27 protein-coding genes are annotated in these 23,689 nt (G+C 69.1%); 11 read left to right on the top strand and 16 right to left on the bottom strand.

The genetic code is table 11. The features are described from left to right. The first annotated feature begins 181 nt into the window (after positions 1 to 181). Both EVU97_RS11930 and EVU97_RS11935 read left to right on the top strand, forming a co-directional pair. The gene (locus EVU97_RS11930) at positions 182 to 1,534 is read left to right on the top strand and encodes a glutamine synthetase family protein (protein WP_129666090.1); all 1,353 of its coding nucleotides are present in this window, start codon (positions 182 to 184) and stop codon (positions 1,532 to 1,534) included. A 30-nt stretch (positions 1,535 to 1,564) separates the two neighbouring features. After that, on the top strand, positions 1,565 to 2,857 hold the full coding sequence (locus EVU97_RS11935; protein ID WP_129666092.1) for a cytochrome P450: 1,293 nt from the start codon (positions 1,565 to 1,567) through the stop codon (positions 2,855 to 2,857). A 164-nt stretch (positions 2,858 to 3,021) separates the two neighbouring features. Here EVU97_RS11935 and EVU97_RS11940 read toward each other — a convergent pair whose 3' ends face one another. From EVU97_RS11940 to EVU97_RS11955, 4 genes are all read right to left on the bottom strand, one after another. Continuing rightward, a complete protein-coding gene (locus tag EVU97_RS11940; RefSeq protein WP_129666093.1) occupies positions 3,022 to 3,249 on the bottom strand; it encodes a HepT-like ribonuclease domain-containing protein in 228 nt (75 codons plus the stop codon). Positions 3,250 to 3,312: 63 nt separating this feature from the next. Then, complete coding sequence (locus EVU97_RS11945; RefSeq protein ID WP_129666095.1) at positions 3,313 to 3,786, bottom strand: nucleotidyltransferase domain-containing protein; 474 nt, start codon at positions 3,784 to 3,786, stop codon at positions 3,313 to 3,315. Between the two features lie 42 nt (positions 3,787 to 3,828). Next, positions 3,829 to 4,320: a hypothetical protein gene (locus tag EVU97_RS11950; RefSeq protein WP_129666098.1), complete on the bottom strand. Its 492-nt coding sequence runs from the start codon at positions 4,318 to 4,320 to the stop codon at positions 3,829 to 3,831. Positions 4,321 to 4,396: 76 nt separating this feature from the next. Beyond that, entirely contained in the window at positions 4,397 to 5,932 is a 1,536-nt protein-coding gene (locus tag EVU97_RS11955) for a pyridoxal-dependent decarboxylase (RefSeq protein ID WP_205744904.1), read from the bottom strand. Positions 5,933 to 6,077: 145 nt separating this feature from the next. Here EVU97_RS11955 and EVU97_RS11960 point away from each other — a divergent pair, with 145 nt between their 5' ends. Both EVU97_RS11960 and EVU97_RS11965 read left to right on the top strand, forming a co-directional pair. Beyond that, the gene (locus EVU97_RS11960; RefSeq protein ID WP_129666100.1) at positions 6,078 to 6,998 is read left to right on the top strand and encodes a LysR family transcriptional regulator; all 921 of its coding nucleotides are present in this window, start codon (positions 6,078 to 6,080) and stop codon (positions 6,996 to 6,998) included. 105 nt (positions 6,999 to 7,103) lie between these two features. Then, positions 7,104 to 7,721 carry a PaaI family thioesterase gene (locus EVU97_RS11965; protein ID WP_129666102.1) on the top strand — a complete coding sequence of 206 codons (618 nt, stop codon included), beginning with the start codon at positions 7,104 to 7,106 and terminating at the stop codon, positions 7,719 to 7,721. A 23-nt stretch (positions 7,722 to 7,744) separates the two neighbouring features. Here EVU97_RS11965 and EVU97_RS11970 read toward each other — a convergent pair whose 3' ends face one another. Beyond that, entirely contained in the window at positions 7,745 to 7,960 is a 216-nt protein-coding gene (locus tag EVU97_RS11970) for a hypothetical protein (RefSeq protein WP_129666104.1), read from the bottom strand. Positions 7,961 to 8,003: 43 nt separating this feature from the next. Next, positions 8,004 to 8,729 carry a type 1 glutamine amidotransferase gene (locus EVU97_RS11975; protein ID WP_129666106.1) on the bottom strand — a complete coding sequence of 242 codons (726 nt, stop codon included), beginning with the start codon at positions 8,727 to 8,729 and terminating at the stop codon, positions 8,004 to 8,006. Positions 8,730 to 8,884: 155 nt separating this feature from the next. Here EVU97_RS11975 and EVU97_RS11980 point away from each other — a divergent pair, with 155 nt between their 5' ends. Together EVU97_RS11980 and EVU97_RS11985 are read left to right on the top strand one after the other, a co-directional pair. After that, complete coding sequence (locus EVU97_RS11980; RefSeq protein WP_129666108.1) at positions 8,885 to 9,916, top strand: PDR/VanB family oxidoreductase; 1,032 nt, start codon at positions 8,885 to 8,887, stop codon at positions 9,914 to 9,916. 122 nt (positions 9,917 to 10,038) lie between these two features. Then, the gene (locus EVU97_RS11985) at positions 10,039 to 11,427 is read left to right on the top strand and encodes an NAD(P)/FAD-dependent oxidoreductase (protein ID WP_129666110.1); all 1,389 of its coding nucleotides are present in this window, start codon (positions 10,039 to 10,041) and stop codon (positions 11,425 to 11,427) included. Positions 11,428 to 11,498: 71 nt separating this feature from the next. Here the strand turns inward: EVU97_RS11985 and EVU97_RS11990 are convergent, their stop codons facing one another. Beyond that, complete coding sequence (locus EVU97_RS11990) at positions 11,499 to 12,017, bottom strand: hypothetical protein (protein ID WP_047310731.1); 519 nt, start codon at positions 12,015 to 12,017, stop codon at positions 11,499 to 11,501. 207 nt (positions 12,018 to 12,224) lie between these two features. Here EVU97_RS11990 and EVU97_RS11995 point away from each other — a divergent pair, with 207 nt between their 5' ends. Next, on the top strand, positions 12,225 to 13,349 hold the full coding sequence (locus tag EVU97_RS11995; RefSeq protein WP_129666112.1) for an FUSC family protein: 1,125 nt from the start codon (positions 12,225 to 12,227) through the stop codon (positions 13,347 to 13,349). Here EVU97_RS11995 and EVU97_RS12000 read toward each other — a convergent pair. Beyond that, on the bottom strand, positions 13,334 to 13,537 hold the full coding sequence (locus tag EVU97_RS12000; RefSeq protein WP_047310729.1) for a hypothetical protein: 204 nt from the start codon (positions 13,535 to 13,537) through the stop codon (positions 13,334 to 13,336). The genes EVU97_RS11995 and EVU97_RS12000 overlap by 16 nt on opposite strands. Positions 13,538 to 13,683: 146 nt before the next feature. Here EVU97_RS12000 and EVU97_RS12005 point away from each other — a divergent pair, with 146 nt between their 5' ends. Beyond that, complete coding sequence (locus EVU97_RS12005) at positions 13,684 to 14,145, top strand: pyridoxamine 5'-phosphate oxidase family protein (RefSeq protein ID WP_118913767.1); 462 nt, start codon at positions 13,684 to 13,686, stop codon at positions 14,143 to 14,145. Here the strand turns inward: EVU97_RS12005 and EVU97_RS12010 are convergent. The 6 genes from EVU97_RS12010 to EVU97_RS12035 form a co-directional block, all read right to left on the bottom strand. Next, entirely contained in the window at positions 14,142 to 14,612 is a 471-nt protein-coding gene (locus EVU97_RS12010; RefSeq protein WP_129666114.1) for a hypothetical protein, read from the bottom strand. The genes EVU97_RS12005 and EVU97_RS12010 overlap by 4 nt on opposite strands. Next, positions 14,605 to 15,519, bottom strand: coding sequence for a DUF692 domain-containing protein (locus tag EVU97_RS12015; protein WP_240730222.1), 915 nt, complete (start codon positions 15,517 to 15,519; stop codon positions 14,605 to 14,607). Before EVU97_RS12015 ends, EVU97_RS12010 begins: the two co-directional genes overlap by 8 nt. Next, entirely contained in the window at positions 15,462 to 16,262 is an 801-nt protein-coding gene (locus EVU97_RS12020; protein WP_047310727.1) for a TIGR04222 domain-containing membrane protein, read from the bottom strand. Before EVU97_RS12020 ends, EVU97_RS12015 begins: the two co-directional genes overlap by 58 nt. A 29-nt stretch (positions 16,263 to 16,291) precedes the next feature. After that, the gene (locus EVU97_RS12025; RefSeq protein ID WP_129666116.1) at positions 16,292 to 16,705 is read right to left on the bottom strand and encodes a hypothetical protein; all 414 of its coding nucleotides are present in this window, start codon (positions 16,703 to 16,705) and stop codon (positions 16,292 to 16,294) included. A gap of 71 nt (positions 16,706 to 16,776) precedes the next feature. Further along, positions 16,777 to 17,685, bottom strand: a complete 909-nt coding sequence (locus EVU97_RS12030; RefSeq protein ID WP_165357957.1) for a TIGR04222 domain-containing membrane protein — start codon at positions 17,683 to 17,685, stop codon at positions 16,777 to 16,779. A 100-nt stretch (positions 17,686 to 17,785) separates the two neighbouring features. Beyond that, positions 17,786 to 18,622, bottom strand: coding sequence for a uracil-DNA glycosylase (locus EVU97_RS12035; RefSeq protein ID WP_129666117.1), 837 nt, complete (start codon positions 18,620 to 18,622; stop codon positions 17,786 to 17,788). Positions 18,623 to 18,726: 104 nt separating this feature from the next. Here EVU97_RS12035 and EVU97_RS12040 point away from each other — a divergent pair, with 104 nt between their 5' ends. Further along, positions 18,727 to 19,491 (top strand): ABC transporter permease, encoded by a 765-nt coding sequence (locus EVU97_RS12040; protein WP_052946911.1) that lies wholly within the window; start codon positions 18,727 to 18,729, stop codon positions 19,489 to 19,491. 76 nt (positions 19,492 to 19,567) lie between these two features. Here EVU97_RS12040 and EVU97_RS12045 read toward each other — a convergent pair whose 3' ends face one another. Together EVU97_RS12045 and EVU97_RS12050 are read right to left on the bottom strand one after the other, a co-directional pair. Further along, positions 19,568 to 19,747 carry a hypothetical protein gene (locus EVU97_RS12045; protein WP_129666119.1) on the bottom strand — a complete coding sequence of 60 codons (180 nt, stop codon included), beginning with the start codon at positions 19,745 to 19,747 and terminating at the stop codon, positions 19,568 to 19,570. Positions 19,748 to 19,994: 247 nt separating this feature from the next. Further along, the gene (locus EVU97_RS12050; RefSeq protein WP_129666121.1) at positions 19,995 to 21,470 is read right to left on the bottom strand and encodes a UDP-N-acetylmuramoyl-L-alanyl-D-glutamate--2,6-diaminopimelate ligase; all 1,476 of its coding nucleotides are present in this window, start codon (positions 21,468 to 21,470) and stop codon (positions 19,995 to 19,997) included. A gap of 140 nt (positions 21,471 to 21,610) precedes the next feature. Here EVU97_RS12050 and ccmA point away from each other — a divergent pair, with 140 nt between their 5' ends. Together ccmA and EVU97_RS12060 are read left to right on the top strand one after the other, a co-directional pair. Next, the gene (gene ccmA / locus EVU97_RS12055) at positions 21,611 to 22,243 is read left to right on the top strand and encodes a heme ABC exporter ATP-binding protein CcmA (RefSeq protein ID WP_205744905.1); all 633 of its coding nucleotides are present in this window, start codon (positions 21,611 to 21,613) and stop codon (positions 22,241 to 22,243) included. Then, positions 22,167 to 23,681 carry a DUF6297 family protein gene (locus EVU97_RS12060; protein ID WP_129666125.1) on the top strand — a complete coding sequence of 505 codons (1,515 nt, stop codon included), beginning with the start codon at positions 22,167 to 22,169 and terminating at the stop codon, positions 23,679 to 23,681. The genes ccmA and EVU97_RS12060 overlap by 77 nt, the downstream gene beginning before the upstream one ends. Positions 23,682 to 23,689: the final 8 nt, after the last annotated feature.

A 23,689-nucleotide genomic window follows, 5' to 3' on the forward strand; every position in this document is an offset into this window, starting at 1 on the left:
CAAGTTTGTTGCCGAGAAATCGTTCGTGTCCGTACGACACCGGCTAGGCTACCCGATCAGGAGGGGTTGTGTGGTCTGAGTCACACGGCTACTGTTCGGATCCGAACGACCTTTTGACTCACTCCCGGCACGGCAACCGTCGGGGGAGGCGTTCGCTCACAAAGGCGTGAAAGGCGATGGCATGACGAAGATCGACTCGAGGCTCATGGCGGAAGCCATGAGCAAGTGTGCGGCGGAGGGCATCGACGTCGTCCGCCTCGGCTACTCCGACATCATCGGCACCGACCGCAGCAAGGATCTGCTCGTCAACCGCTTCGAGCGCACCACCGGCCACGGCGTCGCGTTCTGCCGCAGCGTGTACGGCACGACGCCCATGGGTGACGTCGTCGACATCGAGGGCGGCCTCGCCGCTGGTCTGCCCGACATCGTGGCCTACCCCGACATCGAGACGATCAAGACCGTGCCGTGGGAGCCGGGCGTCGCCCACGTCATCGCCGACGTGTTCAACCCGGACGGTTCGCCGTCCGCCGAGAGCCCGCGCTACGTGCTCAAGCAGGTCATCGAGAAGTTCAGCTCCATCGCGGGCACCCCGATCTGCGGCCCGGAGCTCGAGTTCTACCTCCTCGAGGAGTCGGACACGAACGACTCCGGCTGGGCGCGCTACGGCGAGAGCCCCGGCAACGTCTACGTCTCCGGCCTGCGCGGCGACCCCGAGAACGTTCTGCTCGCCTCGCTGCGTCAGCTCGGCGCCTACGACCTCGACGTCATCGCCGCGAACCACGAGTTCAGCTCCGGCCAGTTCGAGATCAACCTCTGGCACTCCGACGCACTCGACGCCTCCGACCGCGCGTTCCGCTTCAAGGCCGCCGTCAAGGAGATGGCGCGCGCCGGCGGCAAGCTCGCGACGTTCATGGCCAAGCCGTTCAACGATGAGGGCGGCTCGGGCTTCCACCTGCACTTCTCGACGCAGGACGCCGCGGGCAACCACCTCTTCGACGACCCGAACAGCCACAACGGCCTCTCCGCCGTCGCTCACCACGCGATCGGCGGCATCCTCAAGCACGCCCCGGCGCTCGCGGCGCTCGCGAACCCGACGATCAACTCCTACAAGCGCTTCGGGCCGGACACGCTCGCCCCGTGGCTCATCGACTGGGGTCTCGACAACCGCAGCGCGATGGTGCGCATCCCCCCGGAGCGTGGCTCGGCGTCGCGCCTGGAGCTGCGCCTCGGCGACGCGTCGGCCAACCCCTACCTGCTCACGGCGGCGACGCTGGCCGCGGCCTACCTCGGCATCAAGAACGAGATCGACCCGGGCCCCGCGCTCGAGGGCTACGGATACGACCTGGAGCGTTCGCCCAAGCTGCCCTCGTCCCTGTGCGAGGCGCTCGACGCCCTCGAGGCCGACTCGGAGATGCGCGAGGTGCTCGGCGAGGGCTTCGTCACGACCTTCCTCGCGTACAAGCGCAACGAGATCGAGCGTTTCAACGCCTTCATCACGGACTGGGAGTTCCGTGAGTACACCTACCACCTGTGATCCAGACTTCAGCGATCGAAGGAGACCGACATGACCACTGACGTGGGTGCCGCACCCAGCAGCCAGTACACGCTCGAAGACGTCGACCTCGCGAACCTCGACAGGTTCCGCGACAACGAGGGTTGGGCCCAGTTCGCCGCCCTGCGCGCCGGTGACCCGGTGCACTGGAACGAGGAGTCCGACGGCAAGGGCTTCTGGGCCGTCACGAAGTACGACGACATCTGGGCCGTCGACAAGGACTCCGAGACGTTCACGTCGGAGAAGTTCGTCAACCTCGAGGACGTCGACGACGACCTCATGGACTTCCGCCGTTCCATGCTGGAGACGGACGGCGCGCGTCACACGGCGCTGCGCAAGCTCATCCAGCGTGAGTTCTCGCCGCGCAACCTCCTCAAGAACTACGAGGCGTTCCTGCGCGAGCTGATGAAGAACACGATCGACGAGGCGAAGAAGACGTCGCCCGACGGCGAGTTCGACTTCGTCGAGAAGATCTCGGCCGACTTCCCGATCCAGGTGCTCGCGCGCCTGCTCGACGTGCCGCGCGACCACACGCCGCAGCTCATCGCGTGGGGCAACGAGATGGTGGCCAACACCGACCCGGACTACACGCAGCACCTGCTCGACTCGCCCGAGTCGGAGAAGTACCGCCACCTGCCGTTCCGTTCGCCCACCGTGCAGGACGTCTGGGACTACGGGCGCGACCTGCGTGACAAGCGTGTCGGCGGCGAGGGCAAGGACCTCGTCTCGATCCTCGCCAACAAGATGCCCGAGGACGGCGTGCCGCTCTCGGACCAGGACTTCAACAACTACTTCTCGCTGCTCGTCATCGCCGGCAACGAGACGACGCGCCACGCGATCAGCCAGATCATGCTGGGCCTCATCGCGCAGCCCGACCAGTTCAAGCTGCTCAAGGAGGACCCGTCGCTCATCGAGTCCGGCCTCGAGGAGCTGCTGCGCTGGGCGACGCCGGTTTACCACTTCCGCCGCACGGCGACAAAGGACGTCGAGCTCGGTGGCAAGCAGATCAAGGAAGGCGACAAGGTCGTCATGTGGTTCGGCTCGGGCAACCGTGACGAGGACGTCTTCGAGAACCCGAACAAGATCGACGTGACGCGCAAGAACGTCGACCACATGACGTTCGGCAAGGGTTCGCCGCACCTGTGCCTCGGCAACAACCTCGCCCGCCTCGAGATCCGCCTGCTGCTCGAGGAGCTGCTGCCGCGCATCGAGAAGATCGAGCTCGTCGGCGACGTGAAGCGCGTGCGCTCCAACTTCGTCAATGGTGTGAAGAAGTTCCCGGTGAAGGTGACCTGGGCGGAGTGATCCGACCGCCAAAGATCCCCACTTGCGCGACGAATCGCGCGAGTGGGGATCTTTGTGCCTGGTCTGTCCCCAATTGCGACATCTCGCGCGAGTGGGGGGCGAGGGATGCCCGACGCACGCTGACGCGCGGTCCGATCGTCAGGTGAGCTCGGCTGCGAGGCGAGTCAGAAGGGTTGGGACATCCCGTTCTGCGGTGGTTCGCAGGAGGCGTCCGTCAGTGCGTAGCCGTGCGCGATTCGATTGCGCATGCCCCACATTTCCTTCCACTCGCCCATGCAGACGCGATCACGCATCTCGACGGGCAGTGCGGAGATCGCCTCCAGGGCAGCCGACAGGCGCATGGCGATGGCGTCCGTCGCAACTTGCGTAGCGGGTTCGTCGAGGTAGGTCACGACGAACTGCAAGTGGTAGCGGGCTTCTTCAACGTTCTCGGCGGGTGTGCGTCCGGTGGGGGCTCACAGCGGAACGGCTTCCTTCAGGACGCGTTCGCGTAGGTAGGGCCTCAGCCCCGAGTCGGGCGTGAGTTCCACTGTCGCGCCCACTTCTTCGGTGAGTCGTGACTGGAGGCGCTCGAGGTCGAGCAGGCTGAGGTCAGCGAGGCTGAGGTCCGCCAAGAGATCGATGTCCGAGCCGGGGTGCTCGCGGCCCGTGGCGACGGAGCCGAAGACACGCACATTGCGTCCCCCGGCATCCTCGATGAGGTGGATCACCGCTTGGCGGTGGGCGCGCAACCTGCGGGCAAGAGGTCCGGACCCGTGAAAGCGGATGAGGCGCGACACCTCAGGCTGGCTGCGTCCGATACGCCGGGCGATCTCGCGCTGGGACAGTCCCTCGCGGTGTGCGTCGCGGACGGCAGCGGTCAACATGGCGCGAGCGTCACGCGTCATGCGGTCGCTCGCGGCTGCGATCTCCTCCAAGCCCGTCGCCATGGCTACAGACTACAGCCGATAGCAAGACCTATCGGTGAATCCTCAGTCCTCGACGATGACGAGGACGCCCTTGGCGGCGACGACGGCGTCGAGGTCGATGCCGGTAAGGTCGACGACGGCCTGCTTGAGGGTCTTCTCGGGGTCGCCGTCGATGATGGCGGTCGGTTCGCCCTCGACGGGCTCGCCGTCCTCCGCCGTGACGCCCGACGCGTCGAGCGTCAGCATGCGGCTCTGCTCGTCACCGTCGACGATGAGCAGCCACGTCTTCGAGTTGCCCGCGAAAACCGCGGTGACGGCCTCGTCCGCGATGTCGGGGATGAGGTCGGGCTGCAGCATGAGCTCGTAGCCGACGAGGACGACCGCGTCCTCGTCGTCATCCGTACGCGCCGTGAACGCGCCGACGTACCCCGCCGGCAGCGCGTTGGAGATGGCCTCCTCGCCCGTGACGTAGTCCGTCGTCGGGTCGAGAATGCCGCTGGGCAGCGTGTCGATCGTCAGACCGGGCAGGACCGCAAAGGCCGTGTTGAGTGCCATGCCTCCACCCTACGGCGTGGCGCGATGTTGCCTGGGAAACGCGGCACCGGTGCCGCGCACGCCGCTCAACATCGGGTCAGGCGTCGACGGCGCGGGCGAGCTTCTCGACGGCGGCGTGGATGTCCTCGATGAGGGGCTCGGTCTCCGGCTTCATCGTCACGCTGCGCAGGATGCGCGCGCCCGCCTCGGGAGCCTCGCCGGGCACGTCGTGGCCACGGTTCGTCATGTCGTCGGGCTTCACCTGGTACGTCGCGACGAAGAGCGACTCGTCACGCGGCGCGTTCATGCCGTTCGTGAGGATCGCGCCCGAACGGCGGTCGACATCAGCGAGAGAGTCGCCCTTCGGGAAGTAGCTGACGATGTCGAGGTCGGGCTCCTGGTAGAGGTCGAACACCTCCGAGCCGCGCAGCTTCTCGGCCCACGCCAGCGCGGCGCGACGTCCCGGCGCGACGATCTCGCCCATGCCCTCCCGCGTGAGCGGCAGTAGCTGGAGCGTCATCCACAGCGCCGCCGCGGACGCGCCCGAACGCGAGCACTCGAGGGAGATCTCGCCCATGTGCAGGTCGTCACCGCTCGTGAAGTACGTGTACGGCGAGGTGTGGTCGTAGAAGTTGGCCACGTTCGGGTCGCGGAACAGCACCGCGCCGCAGCCGTACGGCTGCAGCCCGTGCTTGTGCGGGTCGATGACGACGGAGTCGGCCTCGTCGATCGCCCGGAAGGCGGCGGCCACGTCCGGCGCGAGAAGGTCGTCGCCCTCCTCGGCGAGCAGGCGGAAGAAACCGCCGTACGCCGCGTCGACGTGCACGCGCACGCCGTACTTGCGGCACAGCGGAATCGCCTTGTCGATCGGATCGACGGCCCCCAAGCCCGTCGTTCCGGCCGTCAGGACGACGGTGCCGATGCCGCCCGCCGAGATGAGGCGTTCCAGCGCCACGAGATCCATGCGTCCACGCGAGTCGGTGGGTACGGCGACCGACGGCACGTTGAGCAGGTGACTCATGCGCCCGTGCGTGTAGTGCGCGTCGGCGCTGTGCGCGATGGCGTTGCGCGGATGCGTCTCGCGTGCGACGAACAGCGCCTCGAGGTTGGCCACGGTGCCCGACGTCGTGAGGTGCCCGAGGTGGCACATGCCGCTCTCGTGCTCCGAGTCGTCATGCGGCACACCGAAGCTCGCTGACGAACCGTTCTTGCCCTCCATCGACTGACGATGCGCGCGGCAGCCGAACATGTGCGCGATGGCGTCGACGCACTCCTGCTCCATACGCGTCGTCGCGGCGCCCGCGTCGAGGTCGTGGTTGTTCGGGTTGATGAGCATCGTCGTGAGGTAGCCGACGACGGCCGCCGGGTGCGGTGGCTTGAGCATCTGTCCGACGTAGCGCGGGTGGAAGAACGGGTAGTTCGCGCGCAGGCGCGTCGTCAGTTCCTCGAAGGCGCCGTGGAACGCGTCGGCGTCCACCTCCTGCGTCGGGTGTGGCGTGGAGGGGCCGTACTCGTTCATCCACTCGGTGATGAAGCCCATCGCCTCGTCGAGGTATCCGCGCAGCGGGCCCATGGCCGCCGCGGACATGCCCGGCAGCGGGGCCGGGTTCGTGACGATCTCGTCGGACGACATCGATACCTCCGAAGGTGGGGAGTGGTGTGCGTCACTCAGGCTGAAGCATGGTGGCTAGGCTGTCCAATACTTGTTTCGGCTGTCTGCCATGCCTTCTGGTTATGACGTGGCGGTGGACTGACCCATGACGTGAGGAGGACGGCCAGTGGAGCTACGGGCACTGCGCTATTTCGTTGCCGTGGCCGACGCCGGCACCGTGACGGGCGGTTCGGCCGCCGTCCACGTCAGCCAGCCGGCGGTGTCGAGGCAGATCCGCGGTCTCGAACACGAACTCGGCGTGACGCTCTTCGCCCGCTCCGAGGGTGGCGTCCGCCTCACCGCCGCGGGTGCGGAACTGCTCGCCCTCGCCCGGGATCTCCTCGAGCGCGAGGCCTTCATCAAACGCACCGCGACCTCGCTCGCGGCCGGACGTCTCGTCTCGCTGACGTTCGCCGCTCCGCCGACAACCCTGAGCGACGTGATCGCACCGTTCCTCGCCTCGCGACCCGCTGACGACGGCGCCTCGCCGACGCCGAATGTCGTCGCGCGCCCGAGCGACGACGTCTTCGCCGCGCTCGACGAGGGCGCGGACTTCGTCGTCGCCCCGGCGCCCGCCCCGAGCGGCCTCGCGTCGATGATCATCGCCGAGCTACCGGTGCGCGCCTACGTCGGTTCACGACCCTCGGCGGACGGCGAGGCGCACAGCCACGAGGTGCCGCGCGCCCTCTCCCTCGCGACCCTCGCGACCGCCGACCCCCTCGTCGTCCTGCCCGGTCGCTACCCGGTGCGGAAGGTTCTTTCGCGCGCCTTCGAGGACGCGGGGCTCGCGCCGGCACACCTGCAGGAGGTCGACTCCCCGGAGGCGGCCCAGGCCATCGCCGCGTCCGGCCGCGGCATCGCGGTGCTGACGAACGACCCGCGCTTCGGCCTCGTACCGCGGCGGGTGCTCGACGTCGACGGCCAGGTGCTCACACAGTCGCTGCGGGCCGCATGGTCGCCCGATCATCACGCAGCGGGCGAGCTGGCCGCGCTCGCGGAGGATCTGCGTGACTTCTGCGCGCGTCAGTACGCCGACGACCTCGCCTGAACCTTTCCCTCGTCACCAGGCACCCTCGACGTACTCGCCCTGCTCGGGGCATCATGCGCACAGGCCGGCGCCCGCCCCGGCGATGCCGAACTCAAAGGAGAACCCATGACCGAGCGCGACGCCATCGCCGCCCTGCACGCCCTGCGTGAGAACACGGTGCCGCCCGAGACGATCGATGCCCACGATTCGGTGGCGACGCAAATACGCGAGCTGCTCGACCTCGTGGCCGCCTCTCGCCTCGACGCCGCTCAGGCCGCCGAAATCACGGAACACCTGCGCGAGGTGAACACCATTCTGCGCGGCGCCGGAGCCCCCGAACCCGAGCGAGTCTGGGGTCGAGTCGACACCGTCGGCCGCGCGCAGACCCTCGTGCCGTCCGTCGTCGACGGCACCTACGTCGGCGACTCGTTCTCCGGCAGCGTCCGCTTCGGCACGTTCCACGTCGGGGAGAACTCCGTCGTCCACGGCGGCGCGATCTGCCTGCTCTTCGACGACGTCCTCGGAGCACTCGCTCTGGAAGCCGAGCTCGACCCCAGTCGCACGGCGTACCTCACCGTGAACTTCCGCTCCGTCGCGCCGGTCGACGAGACGCTGACGGTGACGGCCACCGTCGATCGCATCGAGGGGCGCAAGCAATTCATCCGCGGCTCGCTGTGGGCGGGCGAACGCCTGTGTGCCGAAGCCGAGGGGCTGTGGGTGGCCCTCAAGCCCGGCCAGCCCTGACCCCGTGAGTGGGCGGCCGCGGCTCAGTCGAGATCGTCGAAGGAGCGACCGCTCCAGAGCACGAGGTCGTCCAGTTCGTCCGCGGGCCCGACCTGGCTCAGGATTTCCGTGTCGCGCATGGCCAGACGATGGCGCAACTCTCGCTCGAGCGCGATCGTGATGAGCGCGGCTCGACTCGGCGCTTCCCCTGCAGCCACGCTGTGGTCGAGGAAGGCAACCGCAGTGCTGGGCAGGCTCACGGCAAACGCTCATCGGTTCATCCCATCAATCCCATTACGGCATTCACGAGGCACGGGCCTCCTGTGACGCCACGTTGTCGAGAAATCCGTCGACGACGGCGTGGGCGCGCTCGCGACCGCGCTCGTCCCAGTCGCGCGCCTGCGCGATGAGGTCGTCGGCGCTGCGGCCCATGCCGGCGAGCATCTCGCGGCCACCGTTGTCGCACCAGCCGGTCAGCATGTCCGACGACAGCTCCGGGTGGAACTGGACGGCGAGGTTCTTGCGGAGGATGAATCCCTGTGACGCCATCGCGTTGCGCGCGAACTCGACGCCCTGCGGCGGCAGCTGCCAGCGGTCGTAGTGCCACGCGAACCAGCGTCCGCCCGGAGCCAGCTCCTCACGTTCGCTCGTCACCTCGACGAAGCCGATCTCCGGCTCCGGGGCACGCGCCACCGAGCCGCCGTGCGTGCGCGCCAGCAGCTGCCCGCCGAAGCAGATGCCGAGCACCGGCACGCCGGCTTCGTCAGCCTCGCGCAGCATCTCCATCTCGGGGCGCAGCCACGAGCCGATGAGGTCGTCGTCCCACGCCGACCAGTACGAGCCCATGACGACGATCGCGTCGAACCCGCGAACGTCGGGGAACTCCACCTCGACGCCCGGGTTCTCGAAATCGGCTTCCGGCACGATCTGGAAGAGCGTCTCCTCGTAGCCGCGCTCGCGGAAACGCTCCGCGACGGCGCCGGGAGGGGAGCAGTGGTCGTGTTGGACGATGAGGACGCGCTGAGTCATGTCCCTACGCTAGGACGTTTCGTTCGGCCCCGAAAGACTTCGGGGCAACGATTGAGACGCAGGTCACAGATGCATGATGTGGTGCGTACACTGGTGACTCGTTCGCACCCGAACGAAAGGGCCGCGGAGTGTCAGCACCGCCGAAGGAGAAGCGCATGATCTCGGAATCGACCCAGCCGGAATCGTCGACCCTGCTCGTCGTCGACACCATCGACGAAGCTGCCGACGGTGTCCGTCTCCTCACCCTGCGGTCCAAGGACGGCAGCGACCTGCCGCCGTGGACGCCCGGCTCGCACCTCGACCTCGTCCTGGGCGGCGTCGACGCGGCCCAGATGCAGGCCGCCGAAGCCGGCGCGATGCCCGAGCATGACCCGTTCGCCGAGACGATCCGCCAGTACTCCCTCTGCGGTGACGTGGCCGACCGCTCCTGCTACCGCGTCGCGGTGCTGCGCGAGGTGGAGTCGCGCGGCGGCTCCTCCTACGTCCACGACACGCTCAAGGCCGGCGACGAACTCGTCAGCTACGGCCCGCGCAACCACTTCGAACTGCGCAAGGCACCCAAGTACGTCTTCGTCGCCGGGGGCATCGGCATCACGCCGATCATGCCGATGATCCGCGAGGTCGAGGCCGCCGGGAAGAACTGGCACCTGTACTACCTCGGCCGCAGCGAGGCGACGATGGCCTTCCGTGACGAGCTCGCCCAGTACGGCGACAAGGTGTCGCTCTGGGCCAAGGACCCGAAGGGTGCCTTCGACCTGCAGGGCATGTTCGACCAGATCGAGGCCGAGGGTGCTGCACTCGTCTACTCGTGTGGCCCCGAGCGTCTGCTCGAAGCGGTCGAAAACCAGTGCCGCACGCGCGCGACGCTCGTCGCCCACGTCGAGCGCTTCACGCCCAAGGAGATCGACGACTCGGACAACTCCGAGTTCGAGATCGTCCTCGAGGAGTCCGACATGCGCCTCACGGTGCCGGCCGACAAGTCGATCTTCGAGGTCGTGCGTGAGAACGGCATCTCGGTGCTCGGCTCGTGCCTCGAGGGCATCTGCGGCACCTGCGAGACGGGCGTCGTCTCCGGCGAGATCGACCACCGCGACTCCGTCCTCGAGGACGACGAGCGCGAGGAGGGCGACGTCATGATGATCTGCGTCAGCCGCTGCAAGGGCAAGGAGCTCGTGCTCGAGCTCTGAGACCCGTTCGGACGGCTGAACTGACGAGGCCGGAACCACACGCGGGCGAGCGTCATCACCTACAGTTGGTCGTTTGCCCTCTGCATTTCGACCGGTGCCTCGAACGGTTCTAGAGTGAAGACATGCCTTTCTCGCAGAACACGAACGTGCGCCCCCGCATCCTCATCGTCGGCGGCGGATACCTCGGCTTCATCACGGCGAAGAAGCTCCTCGCGGGGCTGGACCAGGGTGAAGGTTCGGTGACGGTCGTCGACCCGAACCCCTACATGACCTACCAGCCCTTCCTCCCCGAGGTCGCGGCCGGTTCAATCGAGGCGCGCCACGCGCTCGTGCCGCTGCGCCGTCACCTCAAGGGTGCCGACATCATCACCGGCAAGGTGACGTCGATCGACCACGCGAACCGCACGGTCAACGTCGACCCCGAGCTCGGTGACGACTTCACGCTCGAGTACGACCACATCGTCATGGCCGCCGGCTCCGTGCCGCGCGCGCTGCCAATCCCCGGCCTCGCCGAGGAGGGCATCGGTTTCAAGACGATCGAGGAAGCAGTCACGCTGCGTGACCACGTCCTCGCGCGCCTCGACGAGGCCGCCGTCCTCACCGACCCCGAGGAGCGCAAGCGTGCGCTGACGTTCGTCTTCGTCGGCGGCGGGTTCGCCGGCATCGAGGCGATCGCCGAGATCCAGGACATGGTGAAGGACGCCATCAAGCACTACACGCGTCTGTCGCCCGAAGACCCGCGCTTCGTGCTCGTCGAGGCCATGAGCCGCGTCATGCCCGAGGTCAGCGAGGAGCAGGCGAAGTGGGTCGTCGCCTCCCTGCGCGAGCGCGGCGTCGACGTCTACCTCGACACGCAGCTCAAGAGCTGCGAGAACAAGCACATCGTGCTGTCGACCGGCGAGGAGTTCGACGCCGACACCATCGTGTGGAACGCGGGCGTCAAGGCCAACCCGGTGCTCGTCGACTCCGACCTGCCGATCGACGACCGTGGCCGCCTCATGGTCGGCACCGACCTGCGCGTGCGTGACGACGACGGCAACGTCGTCGAGGGCGCCTGGGGTGCCGGCGACAACGCGGCCGTTCCCGACGTCACCGGCATGGGCCCCGGCGGCTTCTGTGTGCCGAACGCTCAGCACGCGCTGCGTCACGCGCCGGTGCTCGCAAGCAACATCCTCACCGTCATCCGCGGGGGCGGCGAGCTCAAGCAGTACAAGCACAAGACGATCGGCTCGGTCGCCGGTCTCGGTGTCGGTAAGGGTGTGGCCCAGGTCGGCAAGTTCGGTCTGCGCGGCCTGCCGGCGTGGATGATGCACCGCGGTTACCACGCGTACGCGATGCCGACGTTCGAGCGCAAGGCGCGCATCCTCGGTAACTGGGCCGTCGGTCTCATGTTCGGCCGCGACGCCAGCGCGCTCATGGATCTTGAGTCGCCGCGTCACGCGTTCGTCGACGCCGCCAACTCGAAGCCGGCGCCGAAGAAGGAGCCGAAGGGAGAGCCCGCGAAGAGCTGACCCTCGCCCATGACGAAGGGGTGCCCCACCGAATCGGTGGGGCACCCCTTCGTCATGAGTGACGCTGTGGATCAGTCGCGGTAGTGGCGACCGTCCGTGCCGGCGTCACGCACGTCAGCGTCTCGCACGTCACTGTGCGCGCCGCGCTGCGGCTCGGTGCCGCGCACGTAGTTGGCGTCCGTGCGGTGGTCGTCCTCGGAGCGGGCGACGTCACGCTCGGCGACGCGCTGGCGGGCCTCGGCGGTCTCACGCTGGTGGGCTTCGGCGTCACGCTCGTCACGCAGGGCGTCGCGGTCGCGCTCGGCGGCGAGACGGTCCTTCTCGTGAAGCTTGTGCTCCTTCTCCAGCGTCTTGCGCTCGCGACGCTTGCGCATGCCGCGCTTCGTGCCGGCGGCGATGAGGCGCGTGGCGGCCCACACGAGCAGCAGCGCGAGGGCGCCGAGCAGGAACAGGGTGAGGGGGCTGAGGTCGGCGGTGATGCCGAAGCCGTCGAAGTGGATCTTGTTGTTGCCTGCGTCGTTGAGTCCGAAGATGACCCACAGGACGAGGGCAGCGGCTGCGATGAGCAGCACGATGGCGAGTGCGAACATGTTCAAACTCCTCGGGTGGCGTGTTGCGGTCAGGGAGGTTTCTCGGATGCGGCCACCACTACTTGCTCACGAGATTAGCCCGCCCGATTGCCCGAATCCACCTTCGCGGTGTGGTGCCGACCGCCTGTCGCGTGGATAGCCCCCGCCGGGGCGCCCAGGTCGAACGCCCAACTGCGCGAGGAACATTCGCGCGTCCACGCTGTCAGGATGAGCAACATCACGGGCCGCGAGGGTGCTCGCGATGAGGTGTGCGGCTCATGTGCGGCGTACCGTCGAGCGGTGGCCTCCCAGCGTTCGAACTCCGGTTACCTCACCGATTTCTTCACCGTCGGGCCCCACGCCGGAGCGCACCGTGTCGCGGTCCGCGCGGCCGTCTCCGTCTTCGTCCCGCTGCTCGTGCTCGTCGTCCTCGACCGTCCGCAGTGGACGATGTTCGCCGCCTTCGGAGCCTTCACCTCGTTGTACGCGCGAGGGCAGCAGCACGCCCGGCGCGCGGGGGAACAGATCGTCGTCGGCAGCGTCCTGACCGTGCTCGTCACCGCAGGCACCGCCCTTTCGCTCATGCCCCAACGCGAAGTCGCCGTCATCCTCGGCGGCACGCTCGTGGCCGGCGCGACCTCCCTGCTCTCCGACGGGATGCGTTGGCACCCGCCCGGCCCGCTGTTCCCGGTCTTCGCCTTCACGGCCGTGACGTCGTTGCCGCACGACCCGCGCAACGTGCCGGTCGCCTTCGCCGTGGCGGCGCTCGCGGCGGCGTTCTCCGTCGTCGTCAGTCAGGTGGGCCGGGTGCGTGTCGAATCATCGCGCGGCGGCGCTGACGGTGCGAAGAAGGTCGTCCTCCCGCACTTCGATCTCGCGCAGGTTCTGAGCGTTGAGGCGAACCGTCGGCGGGCCATGTTGTTCGCCGGGGGAGCCCTCGTCGCGGGCCTCATCGGCGCAGTCGTCGGTTCGCTCTACGGCAGCACGCACGCGTACTGGGCCATGGTCGCCGTCGTCGCGGGGCTGACGGGAGCCACGCGTCGCGCCCGCCTCATCGGCACCCTCGCCGGTGTGGGCCTCGCCGCGCTCATCCTGCCGCTGTACCCCCGGGGCGTCGTGGCGGTGCTCGTACTCACCGTGCTCCAAGCCGCGGCGGAATTGTTCGTGGGTCGTAATTACGGCATCGCGTTGATCTTCGTCACGCCACTCGCCCTGCTCATGGGGCAGTTGGGGCACGAGGTGGCCGTCGGACCGCTGCTGTTCGATCGTGCCGCCGAGACCGCCGTCGGCTGCGTCGTCGCGATGCTCCTGCTCTACGCCACGCGGGTTCGCGCGCGTCAGAGCGGGCGGTAGGGCGGCTTCGGACGCTGACGACGGTCGGTGAGTTCACTCGTGTCGTCGGGGATGCGCACGTGGCTGATGTCGCCGAAGTAGCGCTCGCGCTGCTGGCGCTGCACCTGATTGTTGACGCGCACGATGAAGACGACGATGAGCGCCATGACGACGACCGAGGCGATCATCAGACCGATGGCTGCGTTCACGTGGGCACCTCCTCGCGGCTGACCTTTCGAGAGTAGCCCAGGGAAGGGACGAAGGGCCCGGGGCCGAAGGTCCCCACCGCGCCCGCAGGCAGGGCAGGCTGGAGGTGCGGGGCGCACCAGCCCCCGCCGGAGCACCAGGAGGAGCCATGCCCGAGTTCGCGGAACCGCGTGACGTCGTCCACCCGCTCGACGAGAAGGAGTGCTGGGAGTTTCTCGGCCGCCACGAGTTCGGCCGCCTTGCCTACACGCTCGTGGGCGACGTGCAGATCGTGCCGATCAACTACGTCTCCGACCACGAGGCCGTCTACTTCCGCACCGCAGAGGGCAGCAAGCTGCTCGGCGTGACGATGAACGACGCCGTCGCGTTCGAGGTCGACGACCTCGTGGCTGCGCCGGACGGCAGGCGCGACGCCGAGGCGTGCAGCGTCGTCGTCCACGGCAAGGCCGAGGTGCTCGAGGGCCAGGACAAGGCACGCGCCGAACAGCTTCCGCTGCGCCCGTGGGTGCCCACGCAGAAGCACACGATCGTGCGTATTGCCGTCTCGGAAATCAGCGGGCGCCGCTTCGACCTGTCGAAGCCGTGGGAGCACATGAGCACGCGCGGCTAGGACGTGCGCGGTCGGCCGATCGTGTGAACGCGGTTGCCCGTGCGCACGAGACGGCCGCCGGGGAAGCGGGCGCTCGCGATCCGTGACGTCCGCCGCTGAGGTGGGGTGTCGTCATCGGACCAGACCCACCAGAGGCGTGCCTCGGCGAGTTCGAGAGCGCCGGCCAGGGGGAGGTCGTCGCGCGCTTCGAGCCACGTGGCGAACGCGTACCCGTCGTTGCGCATGCCGCGGGTCGGGCGGTGCTCGGCGAACTCGGCGAAGAGCGGTCGCACGTGCTCGCCGAGTGACGCGGCGAGGATCGGCCACGCGTAGTGCAGTTCGCGCGCCCGCTTGTCGAGCAGTGCGCGGCGTGCGACGTCGACGTTGAATGCCGCGAAGCCGTCGGGGATGGCGGCCGTTCCGGTGACGGCGTCGAGCACCTGCCGCTGACGGGCGGCGAGCGAGGCGTTGACGTCCGGCTCAGACACCGACCGACACCTGGGTGCTGACGCGCGGCATGCGGGCGGCGTCGGCGATGGCGTCGAGCTCGCCGAGCAGTTCGCTCGCAGGCGGGTAGTTGCCGTCGCGTTCGAGCATCGCGACGGGCAACTGCGTGTGCGTCGACAGCTCTGCGATGAGGGCGAGCACCTCCGGCTCGACGCGGTGGGCGTGGGTGTCGTGGTAGATGCCCTCGTTCTCCGCGCCTCCGGCGACGTGCATGTACGCGAGGCGCTCCAGCGGCATGGCCCGGGCCTGCTCGAGGGCGTCCCAGCCGTGGTTGCGCGCGTTCGCGTAGACGTTGGCGATGTCGAGCAGCAGCATCGCATCGGTGCGTTCGACGATCTCGGTGACGAACTGCGCCTCGGTCAGCTCGTCCTCGGGCCACGTGAAGACGGCCGCGATGGGTTCGAGGGCGATCGGGACGTCGAGCTCGGCCTGCACGCGCTTGACGTTGGCGACCATGACGTCGGCCGCCTCCCGCGTGCGCGGCAGCGGCAGGAGGTGTCCGGCCTCGACGCCTCCGGAGCGCACGAACGCGATGTGCTCGCTGACGAGCGGCGCCCCTGTGATGCGGGCGGCATCGGCGAAGTGGGCGATGCGGTGCTCGTCGAGTCCTTCGGCGTCGCCGAGGCCGAGGCGCACGCCGTGCGGGATGACGGTGACACCGTCGTCACGCAGCCGACGCAGGGCCGGTGGCATACCGTGCATGACGCCCTCGGCGACGACCTCGACCCAGCGCAGGTCCGGCATCCCCGCGAGCAGGGGCGCGATCTCCTGACGCCAGCCGATGCCGACGCCGGAGGGCATGGGCAGGCGCGTGGTGGCCGGCGTCGTCGTCATGACGAGCACCCGCCGCCGCAGGAGGAACCGCCGCCACAGCTGCTCGAACTGCACGACCCGGAGTTGCACGAGCCGCCGGAGCCACAGGTGTTGCCGCCGCTGCACCACGCGTCGTGGTTGCCGTCGCTCCCGGACGACGACGAGCAGGAGTAGCCGCCACCGCTTCCACCGGCCCAGCGCTGGGCCTGCACCATGGGGTCGTCGAAGTCGACGAGCGGCCAGCCGAGGACGGCTGCCGCGGGAAAGGCGAGCAGGAGCGGGCGGGTGCCGAACGCGGCCACCCGCACGCCGAGCGGCGACGCCTCGCCCGTTTCCGCGCGCGCCTGCTGGAGGGCGGCGATGCCCTGCTTCGTGCGGCGGTCACGTGGGGCTGCCGGGCGGCGGATGGCGAAGAAGAGGGCGACGACGATGGCGACCATGGTCACCACGACGAGGGGAATCGGCGCCTTCAGGACGGCGAGGACGACGAGCAGGATGACTCCGCCGAGGAGGAGGCCGCCCACCGAACTGCCGTTCTTGGCCCGCTTCGGCGGGTGCAGGAGGCCGCGGCGCACGCAGTCACGCTGGAGGAGGTCGAGCTGGGCGACGACGTCGCGGTCCTGTTCGACACGCGGCGCGCCGTTGTGGACGGCGCGGTGGATGGCTCGCTGCAGGTCCGTCATGCCGGGAACGGTGGCCCCCGCGGAGACGGTGTGGCCGTCGCTGCGCAGGGCGCCGCGTTCGAGCAGGTCGGCGGTGGCAGCCTGAACTGCGGCGGTGCGGCCGTTCAGCATCGCGATGTGCTCAGGTGTGGTCATCTCGTCCCTCCCCAGGTGTGATGGCGCCATCATCCACCACAACCACCTCCGCAGCCGCCACCGCACGACGATCCCGAGCCTCCCGAGTCGCCGCCGCCGGAGCCGTCGCTCGCCACGGAGCCGTACACCTGTTTCGGGAGGGCGATCGTTTCCGCGAAGGCCGGAGCCGCGACGAAGAGGGCAGCCGTGCCGAAGAGTCCGACGGCAAGCCCGAGGTCGCGCGGTGCCGGCGCCTCGGTGCCGACCTTCGTCATGCGGTCGCGCCGGAAGGTGAAATTCAGGGCGAGGGCAACGGTGAAGGCGATCAGTTCCGCAACGAGATAGCCGACGGGCCTGCCGCGCCCGAGCCAGACGACGAGGCGCACCGTGCCGAGGGCGAACCACGCGACGAGCCCGGCGTAGGAGAGGATCCAACCGTGCTGCTGACGCCGGGTGGCGATCAACTCCGTCGGATTCTGTAGACATCGCGCGGCGTATGTGACGCCGAACGTCTACAGAATCGGCCTGCAGGGTGTCAGCCGCCGCATCCACTGCCACAGCCTCCGCTGCTGCAGGACGAACTCGTGTACGACGACCCGCTGCTGCCGGCGGTGGGGATGGCGCCGTAGGTGGTGTGCTCGATACCGAACGCGGACGCCGCTGCGGGGTGGGCGAGGACGAGCGCGGAGGTGCCGAAGAGGGCCACCGAGAGGCCGATGTCGCGCCCGGCGCCCCCGACGTACCCGCCCTTGCGCGTGGCCTTCGAGATGACGAGGTCGGGGTTGGCCTTCGCCTTCTCGGTGATCAACCGCTGACCCGCCCGCGTGAGGTGGCGCGGTTCGCCGTAGGCAGCCATGGTGAACAGAGCGGCGAAGAACAGCGCAGCGAGGAGGTAGAGGATCGGCTTGCCGTTGTTCAGGCCCGCGACGAGCCGCGCGACGCCGAGCGCGATCACCGCCGTCATGACGAGGGGCAGTCCCCAGGCGCGACGTTCGCGGGCAGGGGTCGTGAGAACACCCAGGCGTTCGAGGTGGCCGCGCATCGTCGCCATCTCGCGCACGACCGTCGGGTCGGCGAGGAGCTGCTTCGTCGTCGGCTGGTGGGTACCGGCATTCGCAACCGCAGTGAGGACCGCCCCGTGGAACGGGGTGCGAAGGGGGCGTTCACCGCGCCCGGCCGGCGCGCACCGTCCGGGCGTGCCGACTAACCAGCCGTCGCTGAGCAGGTCGGCGATCGCAGCGTTCACTGCGGCCTCCGGCCGTCGCATGAGGCCCCATTCGGGTGAACTCAACGAGTCGAGAGGGATGCCGAGATCCTTGGGCCCGCGTTGCTGCGGCGCGAAGATCCAGCGGGCGATGAGGTAGCCCGCGAACGTGAGAATGACGTAGCCGATGAGGAAGTTCGGGCCGGAAATCCCCCACGTCTCGCCAGCTGTGCTTGTCACGACGTCACGATATGCAGTCACAGCCCTTCGACGTGGCGATCCGCTGGGAGGTTTCCTGCGGATTCTGTCGACGTTGCGCGTCGTATATGACGCCGAACGTCTACAGAATCGGGTCGTGAAGCCGCGCGAGCACCGCGTCGAGCATGTCCTCGGTGAGCACTCCGGTCTGGGTGTTGCGCTGGCTCACGTGGTAGCACCCGAGCAGCTTGATCGGGCGTCCCTTCGCCGTGCGTAGCTCCACCTCGGCGCCGTGGCCGAAGCGGGGGGCGGGGCGCGGCACCTCCCAGCCGAGGCGCCGCGCGACGCCGAGCGTCTGCGTCCACGCGATACCGCCGAGCGTAACGACCGTGCGCAACCCCGGCTCGAGCAACTGCAGCTCACGCACGAGCCAGGTGGAACAGGTGGCCTTCTCCACGCTCGTCGGTACGTTGTCCGGCGGCGCGCAGTGCACCGGGGAGGTGATGCGGACGCCGTCGAGTTCCAGTGCGTCACCGGCGTGTTTGCTCACCGGCTGCGATGCGATGCCCACCCGGTGCAGGCTCGCGAAGAGCCACTCGCCGCTGCGGTCGCCGGTGAACATCCGGCCCGTGCGGTTGGCGCCGTTGGCTGCCGGGGCCAGGCCGACGATCAGGCCGTGGGGGTTGGTGCTGCCGAAGGCCGCCACCGGCCGTCCCCAGTAGGGCTCGCCCGCGAACGCTGCCCGCTTGTCGCGCGCCACCGATTCGCGCCATGCGACGAGCCGCGGGCAGGCGCGGCACACCGTCACCCGGGCGTCCAGCTGCTCCAGGGAACGCGACGACGCTGCGAGCCGCTCGACGTCGTCCGAACTGCGCGCGAGGCGGGTGCGCGGTCGAGCGGGGTCGGCCGGCCATCCCGTGCCCGGCGGCACGGGGGAGGCGAACGGCTCGCCGGTGCCCGGGTGGGGCAGCGTCGTCATGGGCGTCTCCTCTGCGTTCGTCACAAGCCGCCGAACCGGCCATGGGGCGTCTGCACAGTCTCGCCTCACTGGCCGACGGGGGCGAACGCGGGCAGACTGCACGGGTGACAACAGGTTTCGGCTGGCACGTCGTCGTCGCGATCGTGTGCCTGCTCCTCATGATCCAGGTCGGCTACCGGATGTCCGGTGTCCGCCTGTCGCGCACATCGCTTATCGCGGTGGCCCGCGCCGCCGTGCAGTTGACGCTGGCCGCGCTGCTCATCACGGGCGTCGTGAAGTACCTCTGGGCGTCCATCGCTGCGGTTGTCGCGATGTTCCTCGTCGCCGTCCTCACGACGACGAAACGCTCGGGAGCCACCGATCATCGCGCCCGCGTGGCCGCGGCCATCGCCATGGCGTCAGGGCTGCTTCCCGTGCTCGTCATCGTCGCGGCGGCCGGCGTCGTGCCGCTCAAGGGCGAGTCGATCATCCCCACCGCGGGCATCGTCATCGGCAACGTCATGAGCGTGCACACGCTCGTTTCGCGTCGCGCCTTCGACGGCCTGCGCGAGGAGAAGAACCAGTACGAGGCGGGCCTCTCGATTGGTCTGCTGCCCAAGGACGCGATCGCGCTCGTCATCGAACGGCGCCTGCCCGAGTCGCTCATCCCCGTGCTCGACCAGACCCGGACGGCCGGCATGGTGACGTTGCCCGGCGCCTTCATCGGCGTCATGCTCGGTGGCGGTTCGGCCGTTCAGGCCGCGACGGCGCAGGTTGTCGTGTCGACGTCGATCCTCGCGGCTCAGGCCGTGACGTCGGCCGTCGAGCAGAAGATGATCTGCGCGCGCCGCCTCTTGCCGCCTGAGCTGCGCGAGTCGCTCCTCGACTGACGCCCCCGTCTACAGACAGAGCGAGACCCCGTCACACCGCGAAGGTGTGACGGGGTCTCGCGATGATCGCGAACGATCAGTGGCTCGTGGCGAGGCGACCGTAGTAGGCCGGGATGCTCTCGCGGCGCTCCTTGCGCACCGGGCGGTTGGCAGCGAAGAACTGCGTGCCCCAGGTGGCGAGGGTGGCGACGAAGGCGATGACGCCGATGGCGCTGATCGTCATGAGGATCCAGAAGACGGTGTTGAGGTTGTCCATGATGTTCTCCTTCGAAAGTCGTGTGCGCGAGGTGTTGAGACAGGCGCTTCGAGGCTCTTCGTGGCTTCTTCTACATCTGTAGTGCCTCGATGTCTTTCACACTACGCCTGTAGTGAATAGGGTGCAAGTCCAGTGACTGTCTCGTGCATCACGTTCATGGACACCCGATATTTCGTGGCCAGGACACGACGAAGGGCCGGTACTGCGTCCTGCGCAGTACCGGCCCTTCGTCGGTGCCTTCGGTTCGTCAGCTCTCGGTGAGCAACTCCGTGACGACGGTGGCGTCGTGGAAGTCGACGTCACCGTGCGGCAGGTGCTGCACGCGCTCGTGGCCCTTACCCGCGACGACGACGATGTCGCCCGGGCGAGCCTGCGCCAGCGCCTGGCGGATCGCCTCGCGGCGGTCGAGCACGACCGTCGTGTCAGCCGCGTCGGCGCCGGCCATGACCTCGTCCGCGATGGCCTGCGGATCCTCGTCGTAGGTGTCGTCGTTCGTGATGATGTTGACGTCGGCCAGGCGGCTCGCGACCTCACCCATCTTGGGGCGCTTGGCCGGGTCGCGGCGCCCCGCTGCGCCGTAGACGCAGATGACGCGGCCCTCGGGGGAGATGACGTCGCGCGCCACGTCGAGCACGAGCTCGAGGCCAACCTCGGTGTGGGCATAGTCGACGACGACCTCGAAGCCCTTGTCGGTGGCCGCGGCCACGCGCTCGAAGCGGCCGGGAACCTGGCCCATGTTCTTCACGGCGTCGACGAGCGTGTCGAGCGGCATGCCCATCTCAAGGGCGATCGCGGAGGCGCCGGCGACGTTGTGCACGTTGTAGTCGCCGAGCAGCGGCATCTGCAGCTCGATGCGTCCCGGCGCTTCGCGGCCGTCGAGGAACGTGGCGGGCGTCGTCAGGGTGAAGGCGGTGCCGCCCTCGCTCGGGCGGGCGTCGCTGATGCGGTAGTCGGCCTTCTCGCTCACGCCGAAGCCGAGCGTGCCGGGCACCTCGGTGACGATGCGGGCGCCGTAGGCGTCGTCGACGTTCGTGAGCTTGGGGCCCTCGGTCCACTCGAAGAGGCGGCGTTTGGTGAGGAAGTAGTCCTCCATCGTGCCGTGCAGGTCGATGTGGTCGCGCGTGAGGTTCGTGAACAGCGCTGCGGCGTAGCGGGTTCCGGCCACGCGCTGGAGGTGGATGCCGTGTGAACTCGTCTCGAGGACGACGTGCTGCACGCCTGCGTCCCGCATGCGCGCGAGGTTGCCCTGCACCTGCGGCGCCTCGCCCGTGGTGCGCACGGCAGGCTCGCGGTGGGTGCCGACGACGATCTCCGCCGTCGTCAGGAGGCCCGTGTGCTCCTCGCCGTACGCGGCGGAAAGGATGCCGTGCAGGACGTAGCTGCTCGTTGTCTTGCCGTTCGTTCCCGTGATGCCGTAGACGACGACGTCGTGGCTCGGGTGGCCGGCCGTCGCCGTCGCGAGGGCGGCCAGGGCAGCGCGCGCGTCGGGCACGACGGCGGTGGGTGCGCCGTCGACGTCACGCTCGGCGACGACGAGTGAGACACCGTTGGCCATGGCCTGCGGCACGAACGTCACGCCGTCGACGGTGAACCCGGGGACGGCGACGAACGCTCCACCGGGGCCCGCGGCGCGAGAGTCGTGGGTGACGGCGTCGACGCCGTCGACACCGTCGGGGATCGACGTTCCGAGGATCGTCTCGAGTTCTGCGCGGCTCACAAACACCGTCCGAGGTTAACAACGGGCGACCCCGGCACCGCCGTCGCCGCGCGGGGTGGCACGCCTGGATGGCCCCTCACACGTCGCGTGAGCGCCCCCGGCGACGAACCGTGGCAGGCTGTCGTCGACCCCCCCAAGGAGAAGGTGTGCTCGAGGTCGAATCATTGCAGCGATCGTTCGGCGGCGTGCGTGTCGTCGACGATCTGACGTTCACCCTCGCCGCCGGCGAGGTCGTAGCACTCGTCGGCGCCAACGGCGCGGGCAAGACGACGACGTTGCGCTGCATCGCCGGCCTCGACGAGTGCGACGGCGGCGCTGTGCTCTGGGACGGTTCGCCCCTCGACGAACGCGACTCGGCCACGCGGCGCGAGGTGTGCGCGCTCCTCGACGACACGGCTTGGTTTCCCGACCTCACCGTCGCCGAACATCTCGCGATCCTCGCCCGGGCCCACGGTGAGGAGGCCCGCGTCGTCGTCGATGCCCTCGACGCCCTCGGGCTCGCCGACCTCGGTGACAGGATGCCCGCCACCCTGAGTTCCGGGCAGACACAGCGCCTCCGTCTAGCCCAAGCGCTCGCGCGGCCGTGGCGGTTGCTCGTGCTCGACGAACCGGAGCAACGTCTCGACGCGGACGGCCGCGAGTGGCTAGGCCACTACCTGCGAGCGTGCGCCGACGAAGGCCGCGCCGTTCTCATGGCCAGTCATGACCACACGCTGTGCGCGATCGCGGGCGCTCGCCTTCTCGACGTCGAGCGCGCCCACGAGCGTGCCGATGGGTGAGGCCGACGTCCTGCGCGACGCCCGGGCGCGCAGCCGGGAGAGCCGGACCTCCACATGGACTCTCGTCTACGGCGGGTTCCTCCTCACCCTCACCGGCTGCGCCATGGGGCTCGCCGTCGTCCATGAGGCAGTGGGGACCCTCGGGGGTGCGGGAGCATCATGGGTGCCGTGTGCCCTCGCTGCCGCTTGGGCTGCAGGCCTCCTCGCGACGTGTCTGTCGTTCGGCCCAGCCCACGCGCGGCCGGCTCCGGCGATGTGGTTGTTGCCCTCACCGATCGATCGGGCTCGGCTGCTGAGGCGACCCCTCCTCGTGACGTTCGGGCTCGTCGCGACTCTCGGTGCCCTCGGTGGCCTGACGACGGCGCTCCTGGGTGGTGGAGGCAGCGGCGCCGTCGTACTCGTTCCCCTGGGCGGCCTCGTCGGTGTAGCCGTGCACCAGATCGCGCTCTGGGCGCAGGCTCGCCGGGTGGCCGATCGACTTCGCGTGGCCGCGGCAGTCGTGGTAGCGGCCGCTGCACTCGTCATCACCTGGGGGCGCCATGTCGGGGCGACGTGGGAGGTCACGGGTGCGAGGCCGTGGATCATCGGAGTGACGACCGTTCTCGTGGCCGCGGTGACGCTCGTCTCAACGTGGCGTTGGGCGACGTGGCTGCGCCAAGTCGGTAGGCCGAGTCTTCGGACTGCGGGTGATGCCGTGGACACGGCGGTGACGGGCGCGGTGATGCTCGACCCGAGTGTGTTCGCGGTGCGCAGTGCGCGTAGGGCGGGTCGTCGTCGAGGCCGCGCGACGAGCTTCGGCGTGGCTCACTTCCGCCACCGTTTTGTCGTGGTCGACTTCCTCGCACGCGACGTCGTCGCAGCGTTCCGTCGTCGGGGACCGCTCGCTGCTAGGGCCGCATGGATGCTCGGCGTCTGGGCGTTCGGGGCGATCTTCGGGCCGGCATTCAGTGAGCGCTCCACCGTCGTCGTGGCGGCCTTCGTCGTCTGGAGCGTCGTCGCCATGGCCGGGCAGGGCCTGACGACGTGGCTCGGCTCGTCGTCGCTGTGGCGCCTCGTGCCGACGCGTCCGCAGGCTGTGACGTTGGCACTCACGCTTACCCCGTTGGTTCTCGGCGCATTCCTCGGGGCGGTGATGCTCGGCGGCGCCGGGGTCGGTGCGGCCGCCGCCCTGGCGTGGGGTGTGCTCCTCGCCGTCTCGACCGTGGCAGGCGTCGCCCGCCGCGCCGATCCGCCGCCCGTGACGTTCGGCAACAGCGTCAGCACGCCGCCCGGGGACGTCGAGATCGGCCTGGCCGCAGCGCTCCTGCACGGTCCGGACGTCGTCGCGCTGTGCCTCCTGGCCGGCATGCTCGCCGGCCCGCAGCTCGGATGTTTCGCGGCCCTCGGGTGGTTCGCTCGCGTCGTTCTCACGGCTCGGCCCGGAGGGAGACGGCGCTGAAGGTGCCC

The organism is Dermacoccus sp. 147Ba (assembly GCF_004151355.1).
In the GTDB taxonomy this organism is placed as follows: Bacteria; Actinomycetota; Actinomycetes; order Actinomycetales; family Dermatophilaceae; genus Dermacoccus; species Dermacoccus abyssi.

Coding starts and splice junctions, on each gene's coding strand:
- EVU97_RS11930 (WP_129666090.1), top strand. CDS start 182: ATGACGAAGATCGACTCGAGGCTCATGGCGGAAGCCATGAGCAAGTGT.
- EVU97_RS11935 (WP_129666092.1), top strand. CDS start 1,565: ATGACCACTGACGTGGGTGCCGCACCCAGCAGCCAGTACACGCTCGAA.
- EVU97_RS11945 (WP_129666095.1), bottom strand. CDS start 3,786: ATGGCGACGGGCTTGGAGGAGATCGCAGCCGCGAGCGACCGCATGACG.
- EVU97_RS11950 (WP_129666098.1), bottom strand. CDS start 4,320: ATGGCACTCAACACGGCCTTTGCGGTCCTGCCCGGTCTGACGATCGAC.
- EVU97_RS11955 (WP_205744904.1), bottom strand. CDS start 5,932: ATGTCGTCCGACGAGATCGTCACGAACCCGGCCCCGCTGCCGGGCATG.
- EVU97_RS11965 (WP_129666102.1), top strand. CDS start 7,104: ATGACCGAGCGCGACGCCATCGCCGCCCTGCACGCCCTGCGTGAGAAC.
- EVU97_RS11975 (WP_129666106.1), bottom strand. CDS start 8,729: ATGACTCAGCGCGTCCTCATCGTCCAACACGACCACTGCTCCCCTCCC.
- EVU97_RS11980 (WP_129666108.1), top strand. CDS start 8,885: ATGATCTCGGAATCGACCCAGCCGGAATCGTCGACCCTGCTCGTCGTC.
- EVU97_RS11985 (WP_129666110.1), top strand. CDS start 10,039: ATGCCTTTCTCGCAGAACACGAACGTGCGCCCCCGCATCCTCATCGTC.
- EVU97_RS11990 (WP_047310731.1), bottom strand. CDS start 12,017: ATGTTCGCACTCGCCATCGTGCTGCTCATCGCAGCCGCTGCCCTCGTC.
- EVU97_RS11995 (WP_129666112.1), top strand. CDS start 12,225: ATGAGCAACATCACGGGCCGCGAGGGTGCTCGCGATGAGGTGTGCGGC.
- EVU97_RS12005 (WP_118913767.1), top strand. CDS start 13,684: ATGCCCGAGTTCGCGGAACCGCGTGACGTCGTCCACCCGCTCGACGAG.
- EVU97_RS12020 (WP_047310727.1), bottom strand. CDS start 16,262: ATGACCACACCTGAGCACATCGCGATGCTGAACGGCCGCACCGCCGCA.
- EVU97_RS12035 (WP_129666117.1), bottom strand. CDS start 18,622: ATGACGACGCTGCCCCACCCGGGCACCGGCGAGCCGTTCGCCTCCCCC.
- EVU97_RS12045 (WP_129666119.1), bottom strand. CDS start 19,747: ATGGACAACCTCAACACCGTCTTCTGGATCCTCATGACGATCAGCGCC.
- EVU97_RS12060 (WP_129666125.1), top strand. CDS start 22,167: ATGACCACACGCTGTGCGCGATCGCGGGCGCTCGCCTTCTCGACGTCG.